This is a genomic window from Roseibium sp. (genome assembly GCF_048261595.1).
Lineage (GTDB): Bacteria > Pseudomonadota > Alphaproteobacteria > Rhizobiales > Stappiaceae > Roseibium.
Map to the genome: position 1 here is coordinate 120,395 of NZ_JBLXFW010000001.1, position 20,923 is coordinate 141,317.

Consider the following 20,923-nt stretch of genomic DNA (forward strand, 5'->3'; position numbering starts at 1 on the left):
TTGGTTCTATGGCACATCTGAAGCGCCGGGGGTACTGGGTCCCGGATCTTCTCTGCGCTTCGTCCGGGATGACAAATGTAAGAGCCGCAGCGGACGCCCAACCATCAACGCCGCCCCGGCCTTGAGTCGGGGCCTTAGCAAATTCAAGAGTTGGTCCCGGCGCAGGGCCGGGACTGCAAAGGCGCGGGTACTACGCCCTCTGGGAAGGATGCCAGAAGGTGACGGCCTTTTCCGCCAAGGCTACAAGCCCGTAGAACAGCGAACCGGCAAGGGCTGCAACCGCGATCTCGGCCCAGACCATGTCCACGTTCATGCGCCCGACTTCCGTCGAGATACGGAAGCCCATTCCGACGATGGGAGTTCCGAAGAATTCCGCCACGATGGCGCCGATGAGGGCGAGGGTGGAGTTGATCTTCAGGGCGTTGAAGATGAACGGCATCGCCATGGGCAAGCGCAGCTTGAAGAGGGTCTGCCAGTATCCGGCCGCATAGGTGCGCATCAGGTCCTGCTGCATGGCGTCAGAGGCGGCAAGGCCGGAAACCGTGTTCACCAGCATTGGGAAGAAGGTCATGATGATGACGACAGCCGCCTTGGACGGCCAGTCGAAGCCGAACCACATGACCATGATCGGGGCAACGCCGATGATCGGCAGGGCCGAGACCAGATTACCGATCGGCAGCAGCCCTCGGCGCAGGAACGGCACCCGGTCGACCAGGATCGCGATCACAAATCCCGAACCGCAGCCCATGACATAGCCGATCAGAACGGCCTTCATGAAGGTTTGCTGGAAGTCGGCCCATAGAGTCGGCACAGAGCCCGTCAGGCGGACCCAGATTTCGGAGGGCGCCGGAAGCAAAACCTTCGGGATACCAAATCCGATGACGATGAGCTGCCAGAGGATCAACAGCCAGACGCCGAAGAGGAGCGGGATGGCGAGATTGATCGCACGCTGCGCCGATACGCCCACCAGGTTCCATTGGGCAAGGCGCTCGACGAACAGCCACCCACAGGCCCACGCGGAAATAACCAGGAGCCAGAAGCCGGATGTCGCCTCGCCTTGATGCTGGGCACCGGTGAAAGTCAGGGCATAGGCGGCAAAGAGGGAGGTCCCCAGGATGACGAGATCGCCGGTCAACTTGTGCAGGAAGCCGAGCGCGAAGGCCGCGCCTACCACGCACAGAAGGACCGCGGAGAGCGTCAATCTCGGAACGTCAGCGACCGGGAATGCCATGCCGAAGGCATCGCCGAGAAGACTGGCAAGGCTGGTAACGACGATGACGAGCGATAGGATCAGCGCATTGCCGCGCGGGCGGTTGGAGCGGGCGATCATTGGGCCATCCCCATGCGCTTGAGAACCAGTTTTTCAATGAGACCAATCAGGGCGACGAGCGAGCCGGCGAGCAGCGCGGCCATGATCAGCGCCGACCAGATCTGTACCGTCTGGCCATAGTACGACCCTGCCAGCAGGCGCGCGCCGAGACCGGCAACGGCTCCGGTCGGCAGTTCGCCGACAATGGCGCCGACGAGAGACGCGGCCATGCCGATCTTCATGGAGGTGAAGAGATAGGGAACGGCGTAGGGCAGGCGCAATTTCCAGAACGCCTGTAGGCGCGTCGCCGAATAGGTATGCATCAGGTCCATGTGAATGACTTCGGGCGAACGCAGCCCCTTCACCATGCCGACGGTCACGGGGAAGAACGAAAGGTAGGTCGAGATCATTGCCTTGGGCAGCAGGCCGGAGATGCCGACCGCGTTCAGGACCACGATGATCATCGGCGCGATTGCCAGGATCGGGATGGTCTGGGACGAGATCACCCATGGCATCAGAGACTTGTCGAGGACCCGGGAGTGCACGATGCCGACGGCCAGCAGGATGCCGAGCAGCGTGCCGATGACGAAGCCGAGCAGGGTCGTCGAGAGGGTGATCCACGTGTGATAGACGAGCGAGCGCTTCGATGTGACCTTCTTCAGCACGGTGGTCTGGTAGATTTCCGTGATCACCTGATGCGGTGCCGGCAGAACGGGACGTTCCTGAACCAGCGTATCGGTGATGAGCTGGCTCATCGGCACATCGGTCTGTCCTGCTCGCTCATAGGTGTCGCGCTGGAACGGCGTATTGAGGATCACCGCCGACAGGTACCAGATGGCAATCAGTGCCGCGACGACGACAATGACCGGGCCGGTTGTACCAGCCATCAGCCTGGCGAAGGGGTTGAGGCTGCGGGGCGAGGAGAGGGCGGCGTCAGTCATGCTGATGCCCTCTCAGGTCCAAGAAAAGTCGTTATCGTTTTCACAATCATTTCGGCAGTTGCTGCGTCCAACATATCGCCAAAACGCACCGATCCATCATCAAGTCGGATAGATATTCGACCATGGTCCAGCAGTGGAAGGTGACTAGCCAAACTAATACTATAGAACGTATGGCCTACGATTTGAACGTCTCGAATTTTATCAAAGGACCAAGATTTTACAGACTTCCGCGATCCGACATTGTTTTCTCTCGACAGCACACCTGCACGGAATTGTAGTTTTTCATACCCGAAGAAAGCCCAATGAAACATGAGAATCGCCCAAACAAGGAACGCAAACGTCGTCAAATAGAAAAATGTCGCGAAAGCCTGGGAGGAAAACTCATGTGTCATGATTTCTGCGGAAAAGAATATCATGAATGCCAATGAGCCGATCCCCATTATTTTGCGATAAATGGCTCTGCAGCCGGTTGATACAATTTTAAGTTCCCCATTTCCTTCCTGGATACGGAGTCCGTTAAAGTAAGAAGAAATTGGGTCTCTGGTTTTGTCAGTCATCGTAGGCATGCCCTGCAGCCAGACCTTCGCGGACGCGGTGGGCGATCTTCAGGAACTCCGGGCTTTCGCGCATGTCGAGGGTGCGGTTGCGGGGCAGATCGCTTTCGATGACGTCGTAGATGCGTCCGGGGCGGGGGCAGAGAACGACGATCTTGGTCGACAGATAGACCGCTTCCGGGATCGAGTGAGTGACGAAGACGACCGTCTTGTTGGTCTTGTCCCAAAGCTGGTGCAGCTGGTCATTCAGGTGATCGCGGACAATTTCATCCAGCGCGCCGAACGGCTCGTCCATCAGAAGAAGATCCGGTTCGACCGCTAGGGCGCGGGCAATTGATGCGCGCTGCTGCATGCCACCGGAGAGCTGCCACGGATACTTTTTCTCAAAGCCGGCGAGGTTCACCAGATCCATGTTCTTGGCGATGCGCTGTTGTTGCTCGGCCTTGCTGAGCCCCATGATCTCGAGGGGCAGGGCGACGTTCTTCTCGATCGTGCGCCAGGGATAGAGCGCGGCAGCTTGAAAGACATAGCCGTAGGAACGGTTCAGGCGGGCTTCCTGGGGCGACACGCCATTGACCGTAATGGTGCCGCCAGTCGGCTGTTCGAGATCGGCGATGACGCGGAGCAGGGTGGTCTTGCCGCAGCCGGACGGTCCGATGAACGACACGAAGTCGCCTTCCTCGATCTTGAGGTCGATATCGGACAGGGCATGGACCGGGCCGTCATTGGTCTGGAACGTAAGCGACAGTTTGTCGATGTCGATTACGGACTTTGAGTTTTTGTCCGCCAGTGCTGTGGCCGTTTGGCTCATGGTTGTCACATCGCCCCTAAAAATGTTTTCATGTCGTTTTGGCGGGAAATTAAGCGGCTGTCACCCCTCATCGGGCCCTTCGGGCCACCTTCTCCCAAGGGGAGAAGGCACAACCAGTTACGTTGTCCGGACAAGTTCCCTCTCCCGATGGGAGAGGGGAAACAGCGACTGTTAGGTCAAACCCCGCTGGCCGGGATGCCGGTGCGTTCGACCTTGCGCGGTGCCGTGATTTCCTTCCAGGTAGACAGAGCCTTGTTGACGGCCTGATACGGTTCGCGCTTGACGAACTTGCCATGGCCCTGCTGCGGGATGACCTTGCCGTCATCGACAGCGATGCGGCCGCGGCTCAGGGTGTAGCGCGGCAGTCCCTTGACCGTCTTGCCTTCGAAGACGTTGTAGTCGATCGCAGATTCCTGCGAGGAGGCGGAAATGGTCTTCGACTTTTCCGGATCCCAGACGACGATATCGGCATCCGCACCGACCAGGATCGCACCCTTCTTCGGGTACATGTTCATGATCTTGGCGATGTTGGTCGAGGTGACGGCCACGAACTCGTTTGGCGTCAGACGACCGGTCGCGACACCGTAGGTCCAGAGCATGGGCATGCGGTCTTCCAGACCACCGGTGCCGTTCGGGATCTTGGTGAAGTCGCCGACGCCGTAACGCTTCTGTTCGGTTGTGAAGGCGCAGTGGTCGGTGGCGACCACCTGCAGGGAACCGGATGCAAGTCCCGCCCACAGGCTGTCCTGGTGCTTCTTGTCGCGGAAGGGGGGAGACATGACCCGGCGGGCGGCGTGATCCCAGTCGGCGTGCTTGTACTCGCTGTCGTCCAGCGTCAGGTGCTGGATCAGCGGCTCGCCATAGGCGCGAATGCCGTTCTGGCGGGCCCGGCGGATCGCCTCGTGAGCCTGTTCAGAAGAGGTGTGCACGATATAGACGGGCACGCCTGCCATGTCGGCAATCATGATGGCGCGGTTGGTCGCTTCGCCTTCCACTTCCGGCGGGCGGGAGTAGGCATGGGCTTCGGGGCCGTTGTTGCCTTCGGCGAGCAGCTTGGCCTGCAGCGTCGCGACCACGTCGCCGTTTTCGGCGTGAACGAGGGGCAGGGCGCCCAGCTCTGCACAGCGGGAGAAGGAGGCGAACATTTCGTCGTCGTTCACCATCAAGGCGCCCTTGTAGGCCATGAAGTGCTTGAAGGTGTTGATGCCGCGCTCGCGAACGATGGTCTCCATTTCGTTGAAGACCTGCTCGCCCCACCAGGTAATCGCCATGTGGAAGGAGTAGTCGCAGTGGGCCATGGTGGACTTGTTGTCCCACATCTGCAGGGCTTCCAGCAGCGACTGGTCAGGCGAGGGCAGCGCGAAGTCGACGACCATGGTCGTGCCGCCGGCAAGGGCCGCGCGGGTGCCGCTGTCGAAATTGTCGGAGGAATAGGTGCCCATGAAGGGCATTTCCAGGTGGGTGTGCGGATCGATACCGCCCGGCATGATGTAGCAACCGGTGGCATCCAGGGTCTCGTCACCGGACAGGTTCGGCCCGATCTCGATGATGGTGCCGTTCTCGATCTTCACATCCGCTGCATAGGTCAGATCGGCTGTTACCACCGTCCCGCCCTTGATCACCTTTGTTGCCATCGCTGTTCCCCTTTTTAATTCGTCGCGTTTGATATCTGCGGGGTCCCGGCTCAAGGCCGGGACTGCACCTCAGGGACTATGGAAATTAGCTGTTTCTTGCTTTCTGTTTTTCCACTCGTCCTATCTGAAACGATGTCTTTCATCTCATGCCGTCCCGGCCCTGAGCCGGGACCGAAACCGACCAGTCAGAACGGTATCTGATCGCGGATGTCCCGCCAGTCCGGGTTCACCTGATTGATCAAATCGTCTTTCCAACTCCGTCGCCATCTTTTCAATCGCCTTTCACGGTGAACTGCGTCCATAACCTCATCATAGGTCTCGAAATAAATGAGAGTTTTGATGTTGTATTTCTCGGTGTGGCTACCGGGTATCCCGGTCTGGTGCTGTTCGATCCTATTACGCAGGTCCCGCGCTGACCCGACATAGATCGCTCCATGCGGTTTGTTCGCGAGGATATAAACGTAGTAGGTCATCGTGCTAGCGGATTGGTTGCTTGTTTCCTTGTTCCAAAATCTGCCGGTATTCGGTCCCGGCGAAAGGCCGGGACGGCGCAGGTCTCTAGTACCGTGGTCTACAGGTCAGCCCCGGACATAATCCGGAGCCAATCCAGCAGTCACTCCACGATCTCCGCGGTCTCGACCACCGCGTGGAAGAGCACGTCCGCGCCGGCAGTAGCCCAGTCTTTCGAGATCTCTTCGGCCTCGTTGTGGGAAAGGCCGTCGACGCAGGGGCACATGATCATGGCTGTGGGAGCGAGCTTGTTGATCCAGCAGGCGTCATGACCGGCGCCTGAAATGATGTCCTGATGGGAATAACCGAGACGCTCGGCGGCATCGCGCACGGCCTTGACGCAGCCTTCGTCGAATTTCACGGGATCAAAGCCGCCAACCTTCTCGAACTCGATCTCGAGACCCATGAGGTCGCAGATCTTCTTCGCGCCCGTCTTCATGTCTTCTTCCATGCGGGAGATGACATTTATGTCGGGCGAGCGGAAGTCGATTGTGAAAACCACCTTGCCGGGGATCACGTTTCGCGAGTTCGGGTAGACGTCGATGTGACCGGCAGCCCCCACCGCGTGAGGCTTGTGCGCCCATGCGATTTCATCGACCAGATCCAGAATGCGCGCCATTCCGAGACCGGCGTTCTTGCGCATGGGCATCGGGGTCGAGCCGGTGTGGCTGTCCTTGCCGGTGATCGTGACCTGCGTCCAGGAAAGACCCTGGCCGTGGGTGACGACGCCGATGTCCTTGCCTTCGGCTTCGAGGATCGGGCCCTGCTCGATGTGCAGCTCGAACATGGCGTGGATCTTGTCGGCGCGGGAGCCTACTTCCTCATCTCCAACCCAGCCGATGCGCTTCAGCTCGTCGCCGAAGGTCTTGCCTTCAGCATCTACCTTGGCATAGGCCCAATCCTGGGTGTGGATGCCCGCAAAGACGCCGGAGGCCAGCATGGCCGGAGCAAAGCGTGTGCCTTCCTCGTTGGTCCAGTTGGTGACCACGATCGGGTGCTTCGTCTTGATGCCGAGGTCGTTCATGGTGCGAACGACTTCCAGTCCGCCGAGCACGCCGAGAACGCCGTCGTATTTGCCGCCGGTCGGCTGGGTGTCGAGGTGAGAGCCCATGTAGACGGGCAGGGCGTCCGGATCTGTGCCGGGACGGGTCATGAACATGTTGCCCATGGTGTCGACAGCCATGGTCATTCCTGCGTCTTCACACCACTTCTGGAACAGCTTGCGGCCTTCCGCGTCCGCATCTGTGAGCGTCTGGCGGTTGTTGCCGCCGGCAACGCCCGGTCCGATCTTCGCCATCTCCATCAGGCTGTCCCACAGCCGGTCACCGTTGATCCGAAGGTTTTCGCCCGGTGCTGCCATTTTGTCGTCCCCTTGGCTCTATTGCTTTCATTGAGATCCGAGGCCCACCGGTCCCGGATCTTCGCTTCGCTTCGTCCGGGATGACGACAGAGAAGCAGTATCACATCCATTTTGGTCATCCCGGACGACCATTGGGAGATCCGGGACCGGCGAGCCGACGTCTATCGGTTGAAGTCCGGATAGAGATCCTTCCAGTCCGGGTTCATCTGTTCGACCAGCTCAAACTTCCATTGCCGGCGCCACCGTTTGATCCGCTTTTCTCGCTCTATGGCGAGAGAGAGTTCCGAGTGACCTTCGTACCAGACAAGGCTCTTGACCCCCTAGTGCTCGCTGAAACCCTCGATCAAACCTTCGCGGTGCTCGTATATTCTCCTTGCCAAATCGGTTGTGACGCCCGTGTAGAGTGTTTCATACGGCTTCGATGCCAATATGTAGACCCAAGCGGTCAACCGATATGAGCTCCATGTTCGTTGCAGGAATCGGTGGGCCACCTGGTCGCCGACCCACCGATTTCAGTTCAGTCCAGGCTCGGGAAGGTAAAGCTCGCGCCTTCCTTGATCCCGGCGGGCCAGCGGGTGGTGACGGTCTTCAGGCGGGTGTTGAAGCGCACGCCTTCCGGGCCGTAGATCGAGTGATCGCCGAAGAGCGAGCGCTTCCAGCCGCCGAAGGAGAAATAGGCGACCGGAACCGGGATCGGCACGTTGATGCCGACCATGCCGACCTCGATCTGGTCCGCGAAGGCACGGGCTGCGTCACCGTCGCGGGTGAAGATCGCGGTGCCGTTGCCGTACTCGTGCTCATTGATGAGGGTGAGGGCCTCGTCGTAGTCCTTGGCACGCAGGACCGAAAGCACCGGGCCGAAGATCTCTTCCTTGTAGATCGTCATGTCCTTGGTGACCCGGTCGAACAGGGTGCCTCCGACGAAATAGCCGTTCTCATAGCCTTGCAGCGAGAAACCACGGCCATCCACCAGAAGCTCTGCGCCTTCCTTTTCGCCCTGGTCGATGTAACCGAGCACCTTGCGCATATGGGCTTCGGTGACGACCGGACCCATTTCCGCGTCCTTGTCGGTGGACGGGCCGATCTTGAGGGCCTGAACGCGCGGGACCAGCTTTTCGACCAGCCTGTCGGCGGTCTTCTCGCCAATCGGGACCGCAACCGAGATGGCCATGCAGCGCTCGCCGGCAGAACCGTAACCTGCGCCCATGAGGGCATCCGCTGCCTGATCCATATCGGCGTCCGGCATGACGATCATGTGGTTCTTGGCGCCGCCAAGGGCCTGGACGCGTTTGCCGTGAGCCGTGCCGGTCGAATACACGTATTCTGCAATCGGGGTCGATCCGACGAAGGACACGGCCTTCACGTCCGGGTGGGTCAGCAGAACGTCGACGGCTTCCTTGTCGCCATGGACGACGTTGAGAACGCCATCGGGGAAGCCTGCTTCCTTGAAGAGCTCATAGACCACCATGACGGCGGACGGATCACGCTCGGACGGCTTCAGGATGAAGGTGTTCCCGCAGGCAACCGAGATCGGATACATCCACAGCGGCACCATGGCCGGGAAGTTGAACGGCGTGATGCCGGCAACGACGCCCAGCGGCTGACGGTCGGAGTAGCTGTCGATGGCCGGGCCGACGTTGCGGGCGAATTCACCCTTAAGGAGGGAAGGGATGCCGCAAGCATATTCCACCACCTCGATGCCGCGGGCGACTTCACCCAGGGCATCATCATGGGTCTTGCCGTGTTCCTTGGAGATCGCTTCCGCGATCTTGTCGGCATTGGCGCTCAAGAGCTCCTTGAACTTGAACATGAAGCGGGCGCGCTTGAGTGGAGGAGTGTCACGCCATGCCGGGAAGGCGGCCTTGGCGACCGCGATCGCGTCGGCGACTTCAGCCGCACTGGAAAGACCCAGTTCAGCGGATTGTTCACCGGTCGCCGGATTGTAGACTGCTGCCACGCGGCCGGATTTCGAGGCGACTTCGGCGCCGCCAATGGCGTTGTTGATACGTTCCATTGAAATTGGTTCTCGTTTTGGCTCGTTTGGAGATCAGTCGATGGCGTGAAGGACTGAGCGAAGCTTGTCGAAGATCTCGTCGATCTGCTCCTTGGAAATGATCAGCGGTGGCGACAGGGCGATGATGTCGCCGGTGGTGCGGATCAGCAGTCCGTCGTCGTAGGCCTTGAGGAAGGCGGAGAAAGCACGCTTGGTCGGCTCGCCCGCAATGGGGGTCAGCTCGATGGCGCCGATGAGGCCCAGATTTCGAATGTCGATGACGTTCGGGCAATCCTTCAACGAATGCAGTCCGTCCTCCCAGTATTGCGCCAGGTCGGCGGCGCGGGTCAGGAGGCCTTCGTCCTCGTAGGTGTCGAGGGTAGCAAGGGCGGCCGCACATGCGATCGGGTGTGCCGAATAGGTGTAGCCGTGGAACAGCTCGATCATGTGATCGGGACCGGTCATGAAGGCGTTGTAGATATCGGAGGTGCAGAAAACCGCTCCCATCGGGATAACACCGGAGGTAATGCCCTTGGCAGTGGTGATCAGGTCCGGGGTGACGCCGAAGAAATCGGTCGCGAACGGAGAGCCCAGACGGCCAAAACCGGTGATGACCTCGTCGAAGATCAGCAGGATGCCATGTTCGTCACAGATCTGGCGAAGGCGCTGGAGATAGCCTTTCGGCGGTATCAGGACGCCGGTAGAGCCGGCAACCGGTTCAACGATGACGGCAGCAATGGTCGAGGGATCATGCAGCTGGATGATGCGGATCAGCTCCTCCGCGTATTCCGCACCGTTTTCCGGCATTCCGCGCGAAAAGGCATTGCGCTCCGGATCGTGGGTATGGCGCATGTGGTCGACGCCGGTCAGCATCGTGCCGAAGGTTCGCCGGTTTGCAACAATTCCGCCGACTGAAATGCCGCCGAAGCCGGTACCATGATAGCCGCGCTCTCGGCCGATCAGGCGGTGACGGGTGCCCTGGCCGATTGCGCGCTGATATGCGAGCGCGATCTTCAGAGCCGTGTCGACGCTTTCCGAGCCCGAGTTGGTGAAGAACACATGATCCAAAGGCGCCGGTAACATGGCTGTCAGGCGGGCTGCCAGTTCGAAGGCCTTGGGATGTCCCATCTGAAAAGCCGGCGCATAGTCAAGCTCTGCAACCTGGTTCTGGACCGCTTCGACAATTTTCGGACGACTGTGGCCGGCATTGCAGCACCAAAGACCGGCGGTCGCATCCAGCACCTGGCGACCGTCGGAGGTGGTGTAGTGCATGTCCTTCGCGCCCACGAACATACGCGGGTTCTGCTTGAACTGGCGGTTCGCCGTGTAAGGCATCCAGAAGGCTTCGAGATTGTTTGTTGATGCCGCTGTCGACATGCGTCCTCCTTGCGGTGCGGCCATCTCTCGCGGCCCGTACCGACGGTGTTGATTTCCAATTCGAAAGGTTCGGGCTTTCACCCTGTGACCGATGCACCTGAAGGGGAGCGCTTCGGTACCCTTTCGCCCTGTCCGCATTCTGACCGCCCGCGCCGATTGCTCAACGGCCAGTCGGTCAAGTCCTCTGAAAGCTGCGCCGTTTTCCGGCGCATGTGGCCTTTTGGCCTTATAATTGCGTGTCGGGTCAGATGTCAGATCGCCTGAATGCGCTGATTTCCCTTGGAAACCGGCGGGAGATCCAAAAACCTGACCAAACGGTCAAATCAACGTTAGGAACACTTGACCAAACGGTCAAGTTGATAATTCAATCGGCATGATCAAAAACTAATCAGCGGATGCCTGTGCCAAAAATCGCGAACAAGACGGCCGCTCGCGCCGAAAACGAACGCCTGATCCTGACCGCGGCAGAGGAAGTCTTTGCCGAATATGGCTTCAAGGGCGCGACCACGGGAATGATCGCCGAAAAGGCCGGGATTCCCAAGGCCAATCTGCATTACTATTTCCCGACCAAGCTGGCGCTCTATCGTCAGGTGGTGGAGCATATCTTCCAGATCTGGCTAGAGGCTGCAAACACCTTCGATGACTGCGACGACCCGGAAGAGGCGCTGACCCGATATATCGGCGCGAAGATGGATATCTCGCGGCAGCATCCTATGGGCTCCAAGGTCTGGGCGAACGAGATCCTGCACAAGGCACCCGTGATTCAGGATTACCTGGAGACAACGCTGGGGGAGTGGACGGATACGCGTATCGCCGTAATCGACAAATGGATTTCAGAGGGCAAGATGGCTGCCATCGACCCACGCGCTCTGCTCTACATGATCTGGGCAACCACCCAGCATTACGCCGATTTCAATCACCAGATCGACACGCTCAATGGCGGACGCGCGCTGGATGACGATCAATTCGCCTTGGCGAAGGAAACCGTGGTGTCCATAATTCTCTCCGGGGTCGGGATTCGACGAAAGACGTCGCGCCCTGACCCGGAGGCACAGCGCCAGGCGGAGTGATTGATGGGGCGGGCAGGGACGAACGAAAAGGCGGGTTTGAGCCGGATCCAGGAAAAGAACCGCGGCCGTATCATTCACGCAGCGTTGGGGCAGTTTTCTCGCCACGGCTATGCAGGAACCACGATCGACAAGATCGCGGTCTCCGCAGGTATGTCGAAGTCCAATCTGCTCTACTACTTCGCCTCAAAGACCGCGCTCTACGAAGCTGCGCTCGCGCACATCCTCAATGCCTGGCTTGATCCCTTGCGTGGATTGAACGTAGATGCGGATCCAGCGAAAGAACTTACCCGATACATCCTTCAAAAGATGAAAATGTCGGCGGAACTCCCTGCAGAATCAAGGCTTTTTGCCAATGAGATTCTTCAGGGCGCACCAAGGATCCGGCCCGTTCTGGAGAATGACCTCAAGCGTCTGGTCGATGAAAAGACCGAGGTTATCAGGCAATGGATCGACCAGGGGCGCATTGCACCGATCGAGCCGGTTCACCTGATCTTCTCCATTTGGGCAATAACCCAGCATTATGCGGACTTCGAACCTCAGATCGTCGCGTTGACGGGCAAGACCGTGCGTGATCCGGAATTCCGCAAAAGCGCCGAAGCAACCGTGCTTCAACTGGTTTTGTCCGGCTTAGGCCTGAGCGTTCCTGAGAAGATGGTCTCCAGCGATGGCTGACGCCGACAAGTCCGAAACGACGCCGACTTCGACCGATCGCCGGATCGAGGTGAATGAGCGGCTGTTTATCCTGACGGACAATATTCGTGAAGATTTCATTCGCGCGTCCGGACCTGGCGGTCAGAACGTCAATAAGGTTTCGACAGCCGTGCAACTTCGATTTGATCTGGCAGGCTGCGAAACGTTGCCGGCAGATGTGAAGACACGTGCTGCCAGGCTCGCCGGCAGTAAGCTGACCCAAGGCGGCGAGATCGTGTTTCAGGCGGACAGGTTCCGGACACGCGAACGCAACCGGATGGATGCCGTCGAACGTCTTGTGGAACTCCTGCAGAAAGCTGCCCACAAGCCAAAGCCACGCAAGGCGACCAAGCCGACTCTGGGGTCGAAAAAGCGCCGGTTGGACACCAAGAAGCAACGCGGCGCGACCAAGAAACTACGCGGGAAGGCCGGGATCGGCGATTAGGGCAGAACTGGCGACCGACGCCTCTATAAGAATGATCAAATTCGGATAATGTATATTATGGAATATTATTTGATTGATTGGAAACGCAGGAAACTTATGGAGTTCGGACGGGCCTGACGCTGTCGCGCAATCAACGCGGCGCCGGAGGCCCTTTTTGATGGATGACAGCGTGACGATATTCGCTTGCTTCGTCTGATTGACTGTCCTCGGGCTCATTGCTCGAGTTCGGCCAGCAAGTCTTCAACATCGCCGTCGATGATACGCCGCGCGTTCTCAAACGAAAAACCGGCCCGGCATAATGCCGCCATGTCCTTGTCGCGAAAGTCGCTGCGGTTGCCACGTGTTCGCCATGGTCCGATGCGCTTGCGCCTTGCCATGACGATTGCTGCCTGAGCGTCATCTAGCTCATGGGATCGCAGCACGTCTTCGACAACGTCTGCCTTTACGCCCCTGGATTGGAGCTTGGCTGTGATCTGCCGGCTGGAATAGCCGCGGCGTCGCTGGCTTGCGACCTTGGTCTCCGCAAAGCGACGATCATCGACCATGCCAGACCGTTCGCATTTTGCGATGACACTGTCGATCAGCTCGCTGAAATCTTGCTCATTCAGGTCGTTCGCCCGGGCGGCTCTGGCGACTTTGCGTTCCAGAACCCGGCGCAGGTTTTCGACCGACGTTGCATAGCGCTCAAGGTAATAAACGGCCTGCCGGATCAGCCGTTCCTCGGTGGGAACCTTGAATTTTCGAGTTGGTTTCACGCTTCTATTACGTTCGGGTCACGGAGAAGTCACGAGGTATTTTGAAACTGCAAGTGCAGCAATGAGGAAGAAATAACCCTTCCGTTCGAAGGTATTTATACACGCGGTTTCCTTGAAATCAATGCGATCCGTCGTTCGTTGCTGTTCATTATTATCTTTTTTCTTTTCCGTAGATCGGGAGGTTTACATGAAACTGCCGTATTCTGAGCCGGAACCAGCGGGTTCCGAGCGGGCACAGTCCGCGAAAGTTCTACGCGATCTTGCAACCGAGGTCTCGCGTCTGCAGCCCCAGGCGCTGACAAAGGCAAATGGCGAGGAGGCGGACCACAAGGCGCCCTTCCCCGCCAATTTCACCAAGGGACTTGAGCACAACAAGCTCGGCCTTCTGGTTTCATCGGATGATTACCGTGACTTTGTCGAGGCAATCAATTCGACCGACCGGACGCTGTTTGAAAAGCATGTCCGAAACTCCGTCGACAAGGGTTACAGCTTTACCTGCAAGACCAAGATCGTCTGCGAAAAGGAACGGGACGTCGAATGGCGCGGCTGGGAAAGTCCAAGGGCCGGTCACGTCTACGAGCTTCAGGGACCCGATGCAGGCGCTGTCGGCATGGCGCCTGCGCCGCGAGTGGGATCCAGCGAACTGGCAGCCGAAATGGCGGAAGTCTACGGCCTCGCGCTTCTGCGCGACGTGCCGTTCACGACCATCTGTCAGGGCGGCGACGAGAAGCTGTGCGAAGAGGGCGGCACCTCCGTTCTGTCATCGAATGACATAGTCGATCTTCTGAATTCCATGCCGTTCTACAGTGGCAAGGACGTTGTTTCCTCGACGCCGCATACCGTTGATTCCTCGGGCCTGAACAAGTTCGAACGCAATCGCCGGTTTGCCCGAACCCAGGATGGTGCAAATCCCTATGGCGCTCCGATCTCGGTCGAGACGGCCTTTCGCGGCTCCACCAAGGGCGCGCTCGTCGGACCCTATATTTCCCAGTTCATGCTGGTCGGCGCGGATTCTCTGGCCTGCAGCGACGGAAACCAGTCCGGCTTCCCGGGCGTCGATGCTCGCTTCGGCTATCAGGACGGTTTCATTCCATATGGTTCCATCGTCATCGACCAACGCACACTCACGCACACGAACTGTCTTGACTATCTGACCGACTGGACGACCTGGCTGGATGCTCAGAACGGAGCGAACTTCAAGGGAGCCGACCAGTTCGAAAAGAACCGCCGCTTCATTACGACGCCCAGGGACCTGGCGACCTATGTGCATTTCGACGCGCTCTATGAAGCCTATCTCAACGCCTGCCTTATCCTGCTTGCCATGGGAACGCCGGCGTCGAAGGGGTTCCCGGAGCCGAGCCCGAGCAAGCGGCGGGATGCGTTTGCGACCTATGGCGGTCCGCATATCCTGTCACTGGTGACCGAAGTTGCGACCCGTTGCCTTAAGGCCGTTCGCCGCCAGAAGTTCAATTATCATCGGAGGGCGCGTCCGGAGGCCTTGGGCGGTCGCCTGACGCTTCAGTGCCTGGGTCTCGGTGACGCCTTGGGCTGTTCCAAAGAGGCGTTCGAGGCAACGTTCAAGGAAATCCCGGGGGACCTGTTCCAGGCGATTGTCCGGCACAATCAGGAACAGAACGCCATGGCCGGGATGAGGAACATCCCATGCGATCCGTTCGAATGTCTGCCTGAAGTCGATCAGGGCCGCTTCGAGGAGTGTAACGTCTTGCTGCCGATGGCATTCCCGGAGGGCTCGCCGATGCATCCGGCCTATGGGGCCGGTCACGCCACTGTCGCTGGAGGCTGCGTCACCATGCTCAAGGCGTTCTTCGAGATGTTCGAGGATTGCAACAGCGGCGTCGAGCGCAAGTTGCTCAACGGGGATGGAAATCCCATCAATTACGTTCCCAATGCCGATGGTTCTCGCTTGATCCAGAATCCCAAATCCAAGGCGGCGCTGACGATCCAGGGAGAACTCGACAAACTGGCGGCGAATATCGCGATTGGCCGGAACATGGCGGGTGTTCACTACTATTCCGACTACTACGACTCTCTGCGCATGGGTGAGCGGATCGCCATCGGAATACTGCTTGAGCAGGCCCCGACCTACGGCGACACGATCTATTGCACCTTCAAGTCGTTTGACGGCGACATGGTTACGATCTCGGGAGAAGCGGGAAGCTGCCCGTCGCTTTCAGTCATTTCGCGGGACGGAACGCCGGTTCAGCCGGACGAATGGTGGCTTCGCCATGTCCCGGGACGGGAGCTGTCGGTCGATATGACCTGAGGCGTTGCCGGAAACCTTTTGCAAGGAATGCATTCGAAACTCGCGAGGCTGGCGGTTAACACCGCCGGCCTCATCCGCGTTCGGGATCAGCCGGTCGGCAGGGTCAGCTTCATGCCGTCAAACGCAGGCTCGACACTTGTGGGAAGTTCCCGGGCCAGAGTGTCGTAGTCGAGATCGTTGTGCATGTTCGTGGTGATGCAATGACCGGGGGCAAGGCGGTTCTGCCAGGTCAGCGTTGCATCAAGATGGAAGTGGCTCGGATGGGGCGTGCGCCGCAGGCAATCAAGGATAAGTACATCCAGGCCGGACAGCGGTGCAATTGCCCTGGCCGGAATGTCGGAGACATCGGGCAGGTATCCGGCGCCATGGAACCGGAAGCCAAGAGCATTGATCTCGCCGTGAACGACTTCGACTGGCAGAAAGGTCAGAGCGCCCCCTGCTCCGGTGATCTCTACCGGTTCTCCTGCCGTCATGGCGTGGCGTTCCATGATTGGTGGATAGGACGACCCCTCCGGCGTACGGAAGCAGTAATCGAAGGCCGCGGTGGCGCGTTCATAGGTCGTTTCGTCCATGAACACAGGTACGTGTTTCTTGTGCCGGATCGCGATCATCCTCAGGTCGTCGATGCCGTGCAGATGGTCCGCGTGAGCATGGGTATAGAGGACCGCGTCGACGTCGCCGATATTTGCTGACAGGAGCTGCTGGCGTAGATCCGGCCCCGTATCTATCAAGACCGTGGTCGTACCCTCAGCGCCGAAGCGCTCGACAAGGATCGAGCAGCGCAGACGCCGGTTCTTCGGGTTTTGCGGATCGCAGGCGCCCCAGTCGTTGCCGATCCGCGGAACGCCTCCGGACGAGCCGCATCCAAGAATCGTGATCTCGATCCGGTCGGGCATCAGGCGGCCTGCTCCTCCAGATGGCGGCGGGGCACCTTCTTGAACAGCCTGAAGAAGTTCTCGGTTGTCTGGGCCGAGATTTCCTCGAAGGAAACACCACGGGTTTCGCCCAGAACCCTTGCGGTCATGGCCGTATAGGCAGGCTCATTGCGCTTGCCGCGCTTTGGTTGCGGCGCCAGGTACGGCGCGTCGGTCTCGACCAGCAGGCGGTCGGCCGGCAATTCCGCGGCGATTGCCCGCAGTTCATCGGAGCGTTTGAAGGTCAGGATGCCGGAAAAGGAGACATAGAGGCCGAGCTCAACGCCTTTCAGGGCCAGGTCGCGGCCGGACGAAAAGCAATGCAGGATCGCGGGGAAGGCCCCCTTCCCCATTTCCTCTTCCAGGATCGCCGCCATGTCCGCATCCGCATCGCGCGAGTGGATTACGAGCGGCAGCCCGGTTTCTCTTGCAACCGCGATATGGGTGCGCAGGCCCTCTTGCTGATCCTCAGGCGTGGCGTAGTCGTAGTGATAGTCCAGACCGGCTTCGCCGATCGCGACGACCTTGGGGTGGTTGGTAAGCGCGAGGATTTCGTCTTTCGACATGCCGCGCTCTTCGCTGGCATTGTTGGGGTGTGTGCCGACCGAGCAATAGACATTGTCGTAGCGTTCGGCGATTGCCCGGATCTGGTCGAACTTCCGGACCTTTGTACAGATCGTCACCATCAGGCCGACGCCTGCATCCCTGGCCCGCTCGATCAGCGCGTCCCGGTCTTCGTCGAAATCGGGGAAATCCAGGTGGCAATGGCTGTCGACAATCATGAAAACGGTCAGGTCCTGTTTGGGGCAAGCGGGCGCCGCCATGGCGCCCGTCAGATCGTATGTAGGGTGTCCGGCTTAATTGTCAGCCGTTTCCGGTTCGACATAGCGCGGGAATGCTGGTTGGGGTTTCGGGATTTCGCGTCCAGGGACAAGCCGGTTGTCCGCCCCGAGCTTGGCAAAGACGCGGTCCTCTTCGGCCAGTGTCAGGTTGTCCAGCAGCTTACCGGCCGCGGTTGGTGTGACCGGCTGGGCCAGGATGGACACCTGACGGATGATTTCCGCTGTGACGTAGAGCACAGTGCCCATCCGCTCCGGATCGGTCTTCTTAAGTGCCCAGGGCTCCTGTGCTGCAAAGTACCGGTTCGCCTCTGCGACAACGGCCCAGATGGCATTGAGCGCGAGGTGGATTTCCTGCTTCGCCATTGCCGGGCGGCAGATGTCGATGAGACCGTCGGCCTGGGCGAGGATTGCCTTGTCTTCGTCGGCCAGATCACCCGGCTGCGGCAGCTTGCCATCGCAGTTCTTGGCGATCATCGAGAGCGAACGAGAGGCAAGGTTGCCAAGGTCATTGGCCAGATCGGCGTTGATCCGGTTGACGATGGCCTCGTGGCTGTAGTTGCCGTCCTTGCCGAAGGGAACTTCGCGCAGGAAGAAGTAGCGCGTCTGGTCGAGACCATAGGCGTCGATCAGGTTGAACGGGTCGATGACGTTGCCGATGGACTTCGACATCTTCTCGCCCTTGTTGAACAGGAAGCCGTGGGCAAAGACGCGTTTGGGCAAAGGCAGACCCGCCGACATCAGGAAGGCCGGCCAATAGACCGCGTGGAAGCGAATGATGTCCTTGCCGATGATGTGGGCATCGGCCGGCCAGTGCTTCCACAATGGATCACTCTCGTCCGGGAATCCGACACCGGTGATGTAGTTGGTCAGGGCGTCGACCCAGACGTACATGACGTGTTTTTCGTCATCCGGCACCGGCACGCCCCAGTCGAAGGTCGTGCGAGAGATCGACAGGTCCTTCAGACCGCCCTTGACGAAGCTCATGACCTCGTTGCGGCGCTCGTTCGGGCCAATGAAATCGGGCTGATCTTCGTAGAGCTTGAGCAGCCTGTCGGCATATTCCGACAGCTTGAAGAAGTAGCTTTCCTCCTCGACCCACTCGACGGGCGTACCCTGAGGGCCATAGCGCACGCCATCCTCGCGGACTTCCGTCTCGTCTTCCTGGTAATAGGCCTCGTCGCGGACCGAGTACCAGCCGGAGTAGCTGTCCTTGTAGATGTCGCCATTGGCGGCCATGCGGCGCCAGATCTCCTGGCTCGCCTTGTAGTGGCGTTCCTGGCTGGTGCGGATGAAGTCGTTGTTGGTGCAGCCGAGCGCTTCGACCATCGCTTCAAAGCGGTCCGAGTTGCGGTCGGCCAGTTCGCGGGCGGTGATGCCTTCCTTCTGGGCCGTCTGCAGCATCTTCTGGCCGTGAACGTCGGTGCCGGTCAGGAAGTAGACATCCTTGCCGTCGAGGCGCTGAAAGCGTGCCATGGCGTCCGTCGCAATCGCCTCATAGGCGTGACCGATGTGCGGTGCACCGTTCGGATAGGAGATCGCGGTCGTGATGTAATAGCTCTGTCGGTCGGTCATGACGCTCTTGGATTACTGCTCGGAATGACGGAAGGAAGATCGGAATCCTCTGGGGACGCATGCATGAACCAGGGCTTATTGAAGGCCAAGGCTCAGGCGGGCATTCGCATGACCTGTGATAGGTTCCGGAACACGTCGAGGACTACCTGTTTCCTGTCGAGATTGAGTGCATCGGTCTCGGCCGCTGCGCGGTTCATCTTTTCCCACAACTGGGCCCAACTGACAAGCCGTGCGGGACCGGCCGAGGCGTCCTGTTTCATCCGCCCGTGCAGCCACTGCCGGGCGATGTGGAGGAAGCTTTCCCAGTTGTCGGTCTGGCCGCGCGCGGAGACAAGATCTGCAAGCCCGTGGAGCGCGGCGACGTCGACATTCGGCGCCTGCTCTGCCAGGGCAATAAAACCTTTGTTGATGGCAAGTCCGTCTCCGGACAGGAGCGTCAACGCAGAACGCAGGCTTCCATCCGCGAATGCGACGAGCTGGTCCAGTTCCTGGCCCTCGACCATCTGGTCGGCGGCCAGTTCCCGCAGGCCTTCGGCGACCTCGCCCGGCTCGAGCGGGCTGAGATCGACGCGGCGGCATCTTGAGCGAATGGTCGGCAGCAAGCGCCCCGGGGCATGGGAAAGCACCAGGAAGAGGCAGCGTGAGGGTGGCTCCTCAAGGATTTTCAACAAGGCGTTGGCGGAGCTGGCATTCATCTCGTCGGCGGCATCAACGATGCAGATGCGCCAGGCCCTGTCGCCGGCGGTGGTGCCGAAGAAGGAAACCGTCCGCCGGATTTCATCGACTGGCAGTTCAGTCTTGAAGCGCTTGGACTTTTCGTCCCAAGGACGTCTGAGATGCAGGATGTTCGGATGGGCACCGGCAGCGACCTGCTGGGTTACGATGTGCCCCGGCTCGACGTCGAGTGTCGCAGCTGCTGCGACATCGGGCGCGAAACGATCCGGATGGCGGAGGGCAAAACGGGCAAAGCGATAAGCAAGTGTCGCCTTTCCGATCCCCTTGGGACCGCCGAGGATCCATGCATGATGCAGGCGTTCGGAGCGGTACGCCTCCAGCAGCTCCTGCTCGACATTCCCATGGCCGATCAGGCGCTGGCGCTGCCGCGGCAACGGTACGCCTGGAAGTGCGTCGACCTCCGGAACCTCTACGACCTGCGGAGCCCTAGCCATTGCCGCCTGCCTTGGCCGATACGTCGGCGGCGTCTAGGTCGAAACGATCGCGGACCACGTTCCAGATGAGGTCTTCCACATCGTCCGCAGAACCTGTTCCGTCGATCACGACAAACCGGTCAGCTTCCTTGTTCGCAAGGTCGAGGAACATCCGGCGACGCCGTTGATGCACTTCCGCGTCATCGATTTCAAAGCGGTCAGGACCACCATTTCCGGTTTCGGCCGAGCGCCGGGACACGCGGCCAAGGCCGATATCTGCGGGCACATCGATCAGAACCGTCATGTCCGGTGTGTTTCCCGCAACCGCTGCAAGCTCCAGAAGATCGAGATATTTCGGGTCGACGCCCGCCTCGCCCTGGTAGACACGGGTGGAATCGGCAAACCGGTCGCAAAGCACCCAGGCGCCACGCTTGAGAGCCGGAACGATGGTCGTGTCGACGTGGTCGGCGCGGGCGGCGGCGAAGAGCATCGCCTCGCCGCGCGGGCCGAGGTCCTTTGCATCGCCGGAAAGAAGCATTTCCCGTATCTTCTCAGCTCCCGGCGAACCGCCGGGTTCACGGGTAACGACGACGTCGAGACCAAGGGTGACAAGTTTCTCGCGGAGACGGGCGATCTGCGTCGACTTTCCGGCGCCCTCTCCTCCCTCGAAGGTGATAAACCGACCCTGCAACTCTCAAACACTCCCGGCGTTGG

The 20,923-nt window shown here is 59.6% G+C and carries 19 protein-coding genes and 1 pseudogene; 4 read left to right on the top strand and 16 right to left on the bottom strand.

Features of this window, described 5'->3' with window-relative positions:
* Positions 1–190: 190 nt before the first annotated feature.
* From ACN0SY_RS00565 to ACN0SY_RS00610, 10 genes and pseudogenes are all read right to left on the bottom strand, one after another.
* A complete protein-coding gene (locus tag ACN0SY_RS00565) occupies positions 191–1,330 on the bottom strand; it encodes an ABC transporter permease (protein WP_417683814.1) in 1,140 nt (379 codons plus the stop codon).
* Positions 1,327–2,250, bottom strand: coding sequence for an ABC transporter permease (locus ACN0SY_RS00570; RefSeq protein ID WP_417683815.1), 924 nt, complete (start codon positions 2,248–2,250; stop codon positions 1,327–1,329). Before ACN0SY_RS00570 ends, ACN0SY_RS00565 begins: the two co-directional genes overlap by 4 nt.
* Complete coding sequence (locus tag ACN0SY_RS00575; protein WP_417683816.1) at positions 2,247–2,807, bottom strand: hypothetical protein; 561 nt, start codon at positions 2,805–2,807, stop codon at positions 2,247–2,249. The genes ACN0SY_RS00570 and ACN0SY_RS00575 overlap by 4 nt, the downstream gene beginning before the upstream one ends.
* The gene (locus ACN0SY_RS00580) at positions 2,800–3,615 is read right to left on the bottom strand and encodes an ABC transporter ATP-binding protein (protein WP_417683817.1); all 816 of its coding nucleotides are present in this window, start codon (positions 3,613–3,615) and stop codon (positions 2,800–2,802) included. Before ACN0SY_RS00580 ends, ACN0SY_RS00575 begins: the two co-directional genes overlap by 8 nt.
* A gap of 176 nt (positions 3,616–3,791) precedes the next feature.
* Positions 3,792–5,249, bottom strand: coding sequence for a dihydropyrimidinase (gene hydA, locus ACN0SY_RS00585; protein WP_417683818.1), 1,458 nt, complete (start codon positions 5,247–5,249; stop codon positions 3,792–3,794).
* A gap of 185 nt (positions 5,250–5,434) precedes the next feature.
* Complete coding sequence (locus ACN0SY_RS00590; RefSeq protein WP_417683819.1) at positions 5,435–5,722, bottom strand: GIY-YIG nuclease family protein; 288 nt, start codon at positions 5,720–5,722, stop codon at positions 5,435–5,437.
* Between the two features lie 140 nt (positions 5,723–5,862).
* Positions 5,863–7,119: a Zn-dependent hydrolase gene (locus ACN0SY_RS00595; protein ID WP_417683820.1), complete on the bottom strand. Its 1,257-nt coding sequence runs from the start codon at positions 7,117–7,119 to the stop codon at positions 5,863–5,865.
* A 161-nt stretch (positions 7,120–7,280) separates the two neighbouring features.
* Positions 7,281–7,568, bottom strand: a pseudogene (locus ACN0SY_RS00600) (GIY-YIG nuclease family protein).
* A 68-nt stretch (positions 7,569–7,636) separates the two neighbouring features.
* Positions 7,637–9,133, bottom strand: a complete 1,497-nt coding sequence (locus ACN0SY_RS00605) for a CoA-acylating methylmalonate-semialdehyde dehydrogenase (protein WP_417683821.1) — start codon at positions 9,131–9,133, stop codon at positions 7,637–7,639.
* Between the two features lie 33 nt (positions 9,134–9,166).
* Entirely contained in the window at positions 9,167–10,489 is a 1,323-nt protein-coding gene (locus ACN0SY_RS00610) for an aspartate aminotransferase family protein (RefSeq protein ID WP_417683822.1), read from the bottom strand.
* Between the two features lie 395 nt (positions 10,490–10,884).
* Between ACN0SY_RS00610 and ACN0SY_RS00615 the strand changes: the two genes are divergently transcribed.
* Genes ACN0SY_RS00615 through arfB form a run of 3 tightly spaced genes read left to right on the top strand, consistent with a single transcriptional unit; the run spans position 10,885 to position 12,694 of the window.
* Complete coding sequence (locus ACN0SY_RS00615; RefSeq protein WP_417683823.1) at positions 10,885–11,559, top strand: TetR/AcrR family transcriptional regulator; 675 nt, start codon at positions 10,885–10,887, stop codon at positions 11,557–11,559.
* A gap of 3 nt (positions 11,560–11,562) precedes the next feature.
* Positions 11,563–12,231: a TetR family transcriptional regulator C-terminal domain-containing protein gene (locus ACN0SY_RS00620; RefSeq protein ID WP_417683824.1), complete on the top strand. Its 669-nt coding sequence runs from the start codon at positions 11,563–11,565 to the stop codon at positions 12,229–12,231.
* Positions 12,224–12,694: an alternative ribosome rescue aminoacyl-tRNA hydrolase ArfB gene (arfB, locus tag ACN0SY_RS00625; protein WP_417683825.1), complete on the top strand. Its 471-nt coding sequence runs from the start codon at positions 12,224–12,226 to the stop codon at positions 12,692–12,694. The genes ACN0SY_RS00620 and arfB overlap by 8 nt, the downstream gene beginning before the upstream one ends.
* 212 nt (positions 12,695–12,906) lie before the next feature.
* Here the strand turns inward: arfB and ACN0SY_RS00630 are convergent, their stop codons facing one another.
* The gene (locus tag ACN0SY_RS00630) at positions 12,907–13,449 is read right to left on the bottom strand and encodes a regulatory protein RecX (RefSeq protein ID WP_417683826.1); all 543 of its coding nucleotides are present in this window, start codon (positions 13,447–13,449) and stop codon (positions 12,907–12,909) included.
* 187 nt (positions 13,450–13,636) lie between these two features.
* On the opposite strand from ACN0SY_RS00630, the gene ACN0SY_RS00635 reads away from it, so the two are divergent.
* Positions 13,637–15,733, top strand: coding sequence for a vanadium-dependent haloperoxidase (locus ACN0SY_RS00635; RefSeq protein ID WP_417683827.1), 2,097 nt, complete (start codon positions 13,637–13,639; stop codon positions 15,731–15,733).
* Positions 15,734–15,819: 86 nt separating this feature from the next.
* On the opposite strand, the gene ACN0SY_RS00640 is transcribed toward ACN0SY_RS00635, so the two are convergent.
* From ACN0SY_RS00640 to tmk, 5 genes are all read right to left on the bottom strand, one after another.
* Positions 15,820–16,629 carry an MBL fold metallo-hydrolase gene (locus ACN0SY_RS00640; protein WP_417683828.1) on the bottom strand — a complete coding sequence of 270 codons (810 nt, stop codon included), beginning with the start codon at positions 16,627–16,629 and terminating at the stop codon, positions 15,820–15,822.
* A complete protein-coding gene (locus ACN0SY_RS00645) occupies positions 16,629–17,429 on the bottom strand; it encodes a TatD family hydrolase (protein ID WP_417685828.1) in 801 nt (266 codons plus the stop codon). The genes ACN0SY_RS00640 and ACN0SY_RS00645 overlap by 1 nt, the downstream gene beginning before the upstream one ends.
* 75 nt (positions 17,430–17,504) lie before the next feature.
* Positions 17,505–19,061 carry a methionine--tRNA ligase gene (gene metG, locus ACN0SY_RS00650; RefSeq protein ID WP_417683829.1) on the bottom strand — a complete coding sequence of 519 codons (1,557 nt, stop codon included), beginning with the start codon at positions 19,059–19,061 and terminating at the stop codon, positions 17,505–17,507.
* A 92-nt stretch (positions 19,062–19,153) separates the two neighbouring features.
* Entirely contained in the window at positions 19,154–20,230 is a 1,077-nt protein-coding gene (locus ACN0SY_RS00655) for a DNA polymerase III subunit delta' (protein WP_417683830.1), read from the bottom strand.
* Positions 20,223–20,900: a dTMP kinase gene (gene tmk / locus ACN0SY_RS00660; RefSeq protein ID WP_417683831.1), complete on the bottom strand. Its 678-nt coding sequence runs from the start codon at positions 20,898–20,900 to the stop codon at positions 20,223–20,225. Before tmk ends, ACN0SY_RS00655 begins: the two co-directional genes overlap by 8 nt.
* Between the last annotated feature and the right edge of the window lie 23 nt (positions 20,901–20,923).

Bases quoted from the DNA above. Each gene is read 5' to 3' on its own strand.
- ACN0SY_RS00645 (WP_417685828.1), bottom strand. From the start codon at position 17,429: ATGATTGTCGACAGCCATTGCCACCTGGATTTCCCCGATTTCGACGAA.
- ACN0SY_RS00635 (WP_417683827.1), top strand. From the start codon at position 13,637: ATGAAACTGCCGTATTCTGAGCCGGAACCAGCGGGTTCCGAGCGGGCA.
- ACN0SY_RS00610 (WP_417683822.1), bottom strand. From the start codon at position 10,489: ATGTCGACAGCGGCATCAACAAACAATCTCGAAGCCTTCTGGATGCCT.
- ACN0SY_RS00565 (WP_417683814.1), bottom strand. From the start codon at position 1,330: ATGATCGCCCGCTCCAACCGCCCGCGCGGCAATGCGCTGATCCTATCG.
- ACN0SY_RS00640 (WP_417683828.1), bottom strand. From the start codon at position 16,629: ATGCCCGACCGGATCGAGATCACGATTCTTGGATGCGGCTCGTCCGGA.
- arfB (WP_417683825.1), top strand. From the start codon at position 12,224: ATGGCTGACGCCGACAAGTCCGAAACGACGCCGACTTCGACCGATCGC.
- ACN0SY_RS00580 (WP_417683817.1), bottom strand. From the start codon at position 3,615: ATGAGCCAAACGGCCACAGCACTGGCGGACAAAAACTCAAAGTCCGTA.
- ACN0SY_RS00595 (WP_417683820.1), bottom strand. From the start codon at position 7,119: ATGGCAGCACCGGGCGAAAACCTTCGGATCAACGGTGACCGGCTGTGG.
- ACN0SY_RS00615 (WP_417683823.1), top strand. From the start codon at position 10,885: ATGCCTGTGCCAAAAATCGCGAACAAGACGGCCGCTCGCGCCGAAAAC.
- hydA (WP_417683818.1), bottom strand. From the start codon at position 5,249: ATGGCAACAAAGGTGATCAAGGGCGGGACGGTGGTAACAGCCGATCTG.
- ACN0SY_RS00590 (WP_417683819.1), bottom strand. From the start codon at position 5,722: ATGACCTACTACGTTTATATCCTCGCGAACAAACCGCATGGAGCGATC.
- ACN0SY_RS00575 (WP_417683816.1), bottom strand. From the start codon at position 2,807: ATGACTGACAAAACCAGAGACCCAATTTCTTCTTACTTTAACGGACTC.
- ACN0SY_RS00570 (WP_417683815.1), bottom strand. From the start codon at position 2,250: ATGACTGACGCCGCCCTCTCCTCGCCCCGCAGCCTCAACCCCTTCGCC.
- ACN0SY_RS00620 (WP_417683824.1), top strand. From the start codon at position 11,563: ATGGGGCGGGCAGGGACGAACGAAAAGGCGGGTTTGAGCCGGATCCAG.
- metG (WP_417683829.1), bottom strand. From the start codon at position 19,061: ATGACCGACCGACAGAGCTATTACATCACGACCGCGATCTCCTATCCG.
- ACN0SY_RS00655 (WP_417683830.1), bottom strand. From the start codon at position 20,230: ATGGCTAGGGCTCCGCAGGTCGTAGAGGTTCCGGAGGTCGACGCACTT.
- ACN0SY_RS00605 (WP_417683821.1), bottom strand. From the start codon at position 9,133: ATGGAACGTATCAACAACGCCATTGGCGGCGCCGAAGTCGCCTCGAAA.